The organism is Bifidobacterium sp. UTBIF-78, assembly GCF_006408945.1.
GTDB lineage: Bacteria > Actinomycetota > Actinomycetes > Actinomycetales > Bifidobacteriaceae > Bifidobacterium > Bifidobacterium myosotis.
Genome location: NZ_JFAO01000074.1, coordinates 1 through 6,449 on the forward strand (window position 1 = coordinate 1; position 6,449 = coordinate 6,449).

4 protein-coding genes are annotated in these 6,449 nt (G+C 62.6%); all 4 read right to left on the minus strand.

Translation table 11 applies throughout. The features are described 5' to 3' along the window. Positions 1 to 609 precede the first annotated feature (609 nt). Positions 610 to 1,575, minus strand: coding sequence for a pseudouridine synthase (locus BG22_RS10625; RefSeq protein WP_308810468.1), 966 nt, complete (start codon positions 1,573 to 1,575; stop codon positions 610 to 612). A 460-nt stretch (positions 1,576 to 2,035) separates the two neighbouring features. Then, on the minus strand, positions 2,036 to 3,928 hold the full coding sequence (gene glmS / locus BG22_RS10630) for a glutamine--fructose-6-phosphate transaminase (isomerizing) (RefSeq protein WP_140495427.1): 1,893 nt from the start codon (positions 3,926 to 3,928) through the stop codon (positions 2,036 to 2,038). A 568-nt stretch (positions 3,929 to 4,496) separates the two neighbouring features. Beyond that, on the minus strand, positions 4,497 to 5,300 hold the full coding sequence (locus BG22_RS10635) for an amino acid ABC transporter ATP-binding protein (protein ID WP_140495431.1): 804 nt from the start codon (positions 5,298 to 5,300) through the stop codon (positions 4,497 to 4,499). A gap of 87 nt (positions 5,301 to 5,387) precedes the next feature. Beyond that, positions 5,388 to 6,371: an amino acid ABC transporter permease gene (locus BG22_RS10640; RefSeq protein WP_094667110.1), complete on the minus strand. Its 984-nt coding sequence runs from the start codon at positions 6,369 to 6,371 to the stop codon at positions 5,388 to 5,390. Positions 6,372 to 6,449: the final 78 nt, after the last annotated feature.

Below are 6,449 nucleotides of genomic sequence, written 5' to 3' on the forward strand. Positions count from 1 at the left end.
CCCCCGTATCAAAACGGGACGAAACGTAAGTCGCTGACGTCTGAAACTTACGTTTCGTCCCGTTTGCCGTTCCGCTCTCTCCGCCCTGTCCTCTTATCCGCCATCCTGCCGCGGTCTTACTCCCGTCCCGGCCGCCGCATCGACGTCTCTCCCTCATGTCGGTGTTCCGGAAGGAAACTGAGGACGACGCCCCTATGACCGACCCGGCGTACGTATGGATTCCGAAGCAACGACGGCATCCGCGCCGGACCGGACATGAAGGGCGTTTTTCTTGAGGCTGCGGCGTTCGCGGGGCGCGCCCCACGCCAGACCGGACGTGAAGCCCCGTACCGGCCGACGGCACGCCCCACACCGCCAGACGGCACGCCCCGTACCGCCAGACGGCAAACCCCTACCGGCCGATGGGAAACCCCGGCCGACGGAAAAACCCGCCGACCGACGGAAACCCCCGGCCGACAGAAAACCCGCCGGCAGACGGCAAACCCACCAGCCGACGGCAGGTGGCAGGAATCATCGAACAGCCAAACACGATATGAATACAGACCGCCGCCGGTTTTCGGGCACCGGGTCACTCATCTCCGACCGATTGCCTACACTCAGCCGTCACGCTCAGCCGCCAAGCGGGATGCGCGAGACGAATTCGCGCGACTCCCCCGTGATCGGGTCCGTGAACCGCAGGGTGCGGGCGACCAGCTCAAGCGGCTGGGAGAAATCGTCGTACGGGCGGGTCTGGATGCGGGGATAGAAGTCGTCGCCAACGATGGGCAGTCCCAGCGAGTTCATGTGGACGCGCAGCTGATGCGTCTTGCCGGTGCGCGGGTGAAGAGTGTATCGACAGACCAGCGCAGCGCAAGACGATTGGGATGATTGCAATGATGCAAATCCGCCGGATTGCAATGATGCAAATCCGCCGCCGTGCACGCCGTTCTTCAAGTCATCCCGCAAGTCATCCCCATGGCCACTTCTGCGGTCATTCCCGCTGGCAACCGATGATTCTGATGACTCCGACGCCCCTGATAACGCCGACGCCTCCGGCAACAACCCCGGCGACGGCCTCCCGGTCAATCCGCCCGCCCCAGCCAATCCCGCCAACGGCCCGCGCTCGATCAGGGTTTCGGCGTTGACGGTGCCCGGCTCCTCGAAGGCGGTGAGGGTGCCGCGCTCCTTGGTGATGTGCGAGCGCCGCAGCAGCGGGAAGGGCCGAGGAGACTCAGGCCAGGTCACGGTGCCGAATCGCGGCCGACGGATCGGTCGGCACGGTGCCAGACATTCATAGACTTTGACGGCCCGCCGATTCTGAAACAGCATCTGGTACGCGCCGCGACAAGCCGGGTCCCGCACGAAGACGAGCACGCCGGCGGTCAGTCGATCCAGCCGGTGTGCGGGCGTGATGTCCGGCTCGCCGAGCCGTTCACGCAGCCGCATCAGCGCCGTGGAACGGTACCACATGCCGCGCGGCATGGTGGGCAGGAAATGCGGTTTGTCCACCACGATGATCCGCTCATCCTCGTAGAGCACGTCCATCTCGAACGGGATATGCGGCTCCTCGGTCACGTATCGATGCGGCCTCGGCATTGCGCTCCCCTCGTAACGAATTCCTCCGCAACAGGAGGATACATGTCATGGCCATCATCAGGACAAATGTGTGTTGTCGGACTCAGCATTCCGCCCGGAGAGACATCAACAGCCCAAGCGCATCCAGCATCGCATGTCCGACTAGCCGACGCCCAGGAATCAATGGATGAGTCATCGCAGCGCCCATTCAACGCAGCCGGTGGGGTGGAATGCACGTCGCCGGACCGTAAACTCGGCCTGAGCGCCCCAAGCGCATCCGGCATCACATATTCGGCAAAGAGGCGGTCAATCAGCAAATGTCGCAACTGGAAAGCTACACATGGAACGAAGCCGGTGGAGTGGGGAGACGATGCTGGACCGTAGGCTTGGCCGAACGGCCTTGAGTGTGTCCAGCACTCGTCTCCCCACTCCACCGGCGATCAGCACATATTCCAGCGTTCAACGCACAGCGACCGTCACATCACTCGACGGTGACGGACTTGGCGAGATTGCGCGGCTTGTCCACGTCGTAGCCCTTGAGCTTGGCCATGTCCATGGCGAACAGCTGCAGCGGCACCACGTCGACGAGCGGACTCATCAGCGTGGGGCACTGCGGGCGCCAGAACACCACGTCCGCATACCGCTCCACGTCCGGGTCGCCCTGCTCGGCCACGGCGATGATGTACGCGCCGCGCGCCTTGACTTCCTCGATGCCGGAGATCACCTTGGCGTGCAGCACATTGCGGCCGCGTTCCGGCGGCACGATGAACACCACCGGCTCGCCCTCGTCCACCAGCGCGATCGGACCGTGCTTGAGCTCGCCGGCCGCGAATCCCTCGGTGAAGGTGTAGGCGATTTCCTTGAGCTTCAGCGCACCCTCCAGCGCCACCGGATAACCCACATGACGGCCGAGGAACAGGAAGGAGTTGGCGTTCACCATGTGCTCCGCCGCGGCCTGGATGGTCTTGGGCTGCGTGTCGAGCACCCACTGGATCTTGCGCGGCATGTCCTTCAGGGAGTCGAGCACCTGATGGATCTCGTCGCGGAACATCGCGCCCTTGACCTGTGCGAGGTACAGACCCAGCAGGTAGGCCGCCGTGATCTGCGCCACGAACGCCTTGGTGGAGGCCACGGCCACTTCCGGACCGGCGTGCGTGTACAGGACCGCGTCTGACTCGCGCGGGATGGAGGCGCCCTGCGTGTTGCAGATGGCGAGCACCTTTGACCCCTGCTCGCGGGCGTGGCGAAGGGCCATCAGCGTATCCATCGTTTCGCCGGACTGCGAAATGGCCACCACGAGCGTGCGCGGGGTCAGGATCGGGTCGCGGTAGCGGAATTCGTGGGCCAGCTCCACCTCCACCGGGATGCGCACCCAGTGCTCAATGGCGTATTTGGCCACCTGGCCGGCATAGCTCGCCGTACCGCAGGCCACAACGATGATCTTGTCGATGGCCTTGAAGTCGTGCTCATCGATACGCACCTCGTCCAGCGCGATATCGCCCTTGGCATCGAACCGGCCAAGTAGCGTGCGCTGCACGGCGGCCGGGTCCTCGTGAATCTCCTTGTCCATGAAGGAGTCCCAGCCGCCCTTTTCGGCAGCCGAGGCGTCCCAGTCCACGGTGTAGGTCTTGGGATTCGACACCACGTTGCCGTCGAAATCGGTGACCACCACGGAATCGGCGGACACGCACACGGCCTGATCCTGATCAACTTCCATCGCACGCTTGGTGTACGCGACGAATGCGGCGACATCGGATCCGAGGAAGTTCTCGCCGTCGCCCAGACCCACCACAAGCGGGGAATCATGACGCGCGCCCACCACAATGTCCGGCTGGCGGCAATCGGTGGCGAGAATGGTGAACGCGCCCTGCAACATGCGCGCCATGCGACGCACGGCCTCGAACAGATTCGGCTGCCCCTGTTCCTCAATCACCTTGTCCACGATTTTGCCGAGGAGCTTGGCGGCCACTTCGGTGTCGGTGGCCGACGCGAAGCGGTAGCCTTCGGCCTGCAGATCGAGACGCAGCTGCGAGGCGTTCTCGATGATGCCGTTGTGGATGATGGCTACCTTGCCATCCATGCTGGTGTGCGGATGGGCGTTCACGTCGCTCGGCTCGCCGTTGGTGGCCCAGCGCGTATGGCCGATGCCCACGGTGGCGACCGGCATGGGCTTGCGTTCGATGCTCTCCACCAGATTCTTGAGGCGACCGGCCTTCTTGCGCACGGCCACCTTGTCCATGCCAGGCGCGGTCAGCGCCACGCCGGCCGAATCATAACCGCGGTATTCCAGACGCTCCAGGCCCTGCAGACAGACCTCAAGCGGCTTGCCACACGCGGTTTCGACATTTCCTGCATATCCAACGATTCCACACATGGCTTATAAGCCTAGCGGACGCATGTGTCCCACGTCGAACGGCCCGGCCTGTTGCCGGGCTATCGCCACATCCCAAAACACCCAGAAAACCGGGCCGACGCCCCAACCGGCCGCCGGCCCGCTCACTTCGTACAAGTTCTGGGCATACCTTTACCAGTTATCACAAGTTCTGAACATACCTCCACCGACTACCACAAGTTCTGGGCATATCCCTACCAATTATTCTGGGCATATCCGATATAAATGCGGCGTTCTGGGCATATGCGTATCAGGAGCGACGGCGAAACCGCTCTTTCGCGATACGCATATGCCCAGAACGCCTAGAGGTGGCATCCCCATGGTGGTGATATGCCCAGAATCCGCTCTTCCCCTACCCCATTAAGAGGGAAAGGACCTACATTCCTAGGCCCAATCCAGTATGCTACGCCGTAAGTTCGTTGATTATATTTTGGCTCCCTTGTTAGGACGTTGCCGCGAAGTAAACAGCGGAGCTGTTTGGCGGCAACGTCCCGTCAGAGGGAGCCAGCACCATTCAGACAGTTGCGAGAACCCCTTCTGGGTTGCAGGGTTACAGCACGTGCTGCAAAAAGTCCCGGAACCTCGGCTCGGTGGGATGGTCGATGATGTCGGGGCCGCCCTTTTCAACGACCACGCCGCCATCCATGAACACCACCTGATCGGCCACCTCGCGGGCGAAGCCGATCTCATGCGTGACGCACACCATGGTCATACCCTCCTTGGCAAGGGAGCGCATGACGTTCAGCACCTCGCCCACCAACTCGGGATCGAGCGCCGAGGTGGGTTCGTCGAACAGCATGATTTCCGGCTTCATGGCCAATGCGCGGGCGATGGCCACACGCTGCTGCTGACCGCCGGACAACTGCGCGGGGTAGTAGTCGAGACGGTCGCCCAACCCCACGCGCTCGAGCTCGGCCACCGCAAGGTCGTGAGCCTCCTTCTTGGCCATGTGCTTGACATGGACCGGCGCCTCCATCACGTTCTGCAACGCGGTCATGTGCGGGAACAGATTGAAGCGCTGGAACACCATGCCCAGATGGGAACGCTGGGCGGCGATCTCCTTGTCGTCCAAGGTCTGCAGCACATCCTGTCCGTCCTTGGTGACGTGCTTGTAGCCGATGAGTTCGCCGTTCACCTCGATGGAGCCGCCGGTCAGCGTCTCCAGCTGGTTGATCAGGCGCAGGAACGTGGACTTGCCGGAGCCGGAAGGACCGAGGATTACGGTCACCGTGCCGGGCATGACGGTCAGGTCCACACCTTTGAGCACATGAAGGGAGCCGAAGGCCTTGTGGACCTGCACGGCTTTGATGGCGGGGACGGTCACGTTGGAAGCGCCGGAAACGCCGCCGGCCATACCGGCCACACCGGCCACGGAAGAATCGCCCGTAACGGCGGCGCTCTTGGATGCGGATTCAGTCATGATGATTGCCTCTCCCCTGTCTCACGCGGTCATGCCGGTGAATGCGGCCTCGTTGAGCTTGTTCACATTGTCCTTCGGCTCGCCCTCGGTCTTGCCGGGCAGCGGCGGCTGCTTGCCGCGGGTACCCATGGCACGCGCGTCGAAGCCCTTACCGAAGTGCTTCTCCAGACGGGACTGAATCACCATCAGGATGGAGGTGATGAGCAGGTACCAGAAGCAGGCCACCAACAGCAGCGGAATCGGCTTGTAGATGCGGTTGGCGATGGCGTCCGTGGCGAACTGGAGCTCCAAGGTGAACGGCACGGCCGTGACCAGCGACGTGGTCTTGAGCATGCCGATGGTCTCGTTGCCGGTGGGCGGGATGATGATGCGCATGGCCTGCGGCAGCACGATGCGGCGCATGATGAGCGTGCGGCTCATACCCAAGGCCTTCGCGGCCTCGGTCTGGCCGGGATCCACTGCCTCAAGTCCGGCGCGCACGATCTCGGACAGGTAGGCGGCCTCGTTGAGGGCCAGACCGATCCACGCCGCATTGAAGGCGGTGACCACCTCGGACGAGTCGATGCTCCAGAACTCGATGGAGGTGAACGGCACCCCGATGCTCAGCTTGGGGATGAGCACGGCGAACAGACCCCAGAAGATGAGCTGGGTGTACACAGGGGTACCGCGGAAGAACCAGATGAAGAACCAGCTGACGCCGCGCAGCACCGGATTGATGGATTTGCGCATGATGGCGAGGATCACCGACAGAATGATTGCGATCACCATCGAAATAACGGTGAGTACAAGGGTGTACTGGATGCCCCTGAGCACGTTTTCGTTGAACAGGTATTTCCAGACGATCGGCCACTCGAGCCGCGGGTTCGTGATCATGCCTTGGATGAGCATGGCCACGAGCAGCGCGACGATCACGGCGGCCACGATCGGACCGGGACGCTTGACCGGCAGCGCCTTGATGCGGTTGGGGATGTCCAGTCCCTCGCCGTCGACTTCTTTCTTCGCCATTGTGTTCCTTTGCGATTGTTCGGTTTTCCTGTTCGGTTTTCCGTGTCCCTCACCGGGTTGTGTCAGGGGCGTCAAAAA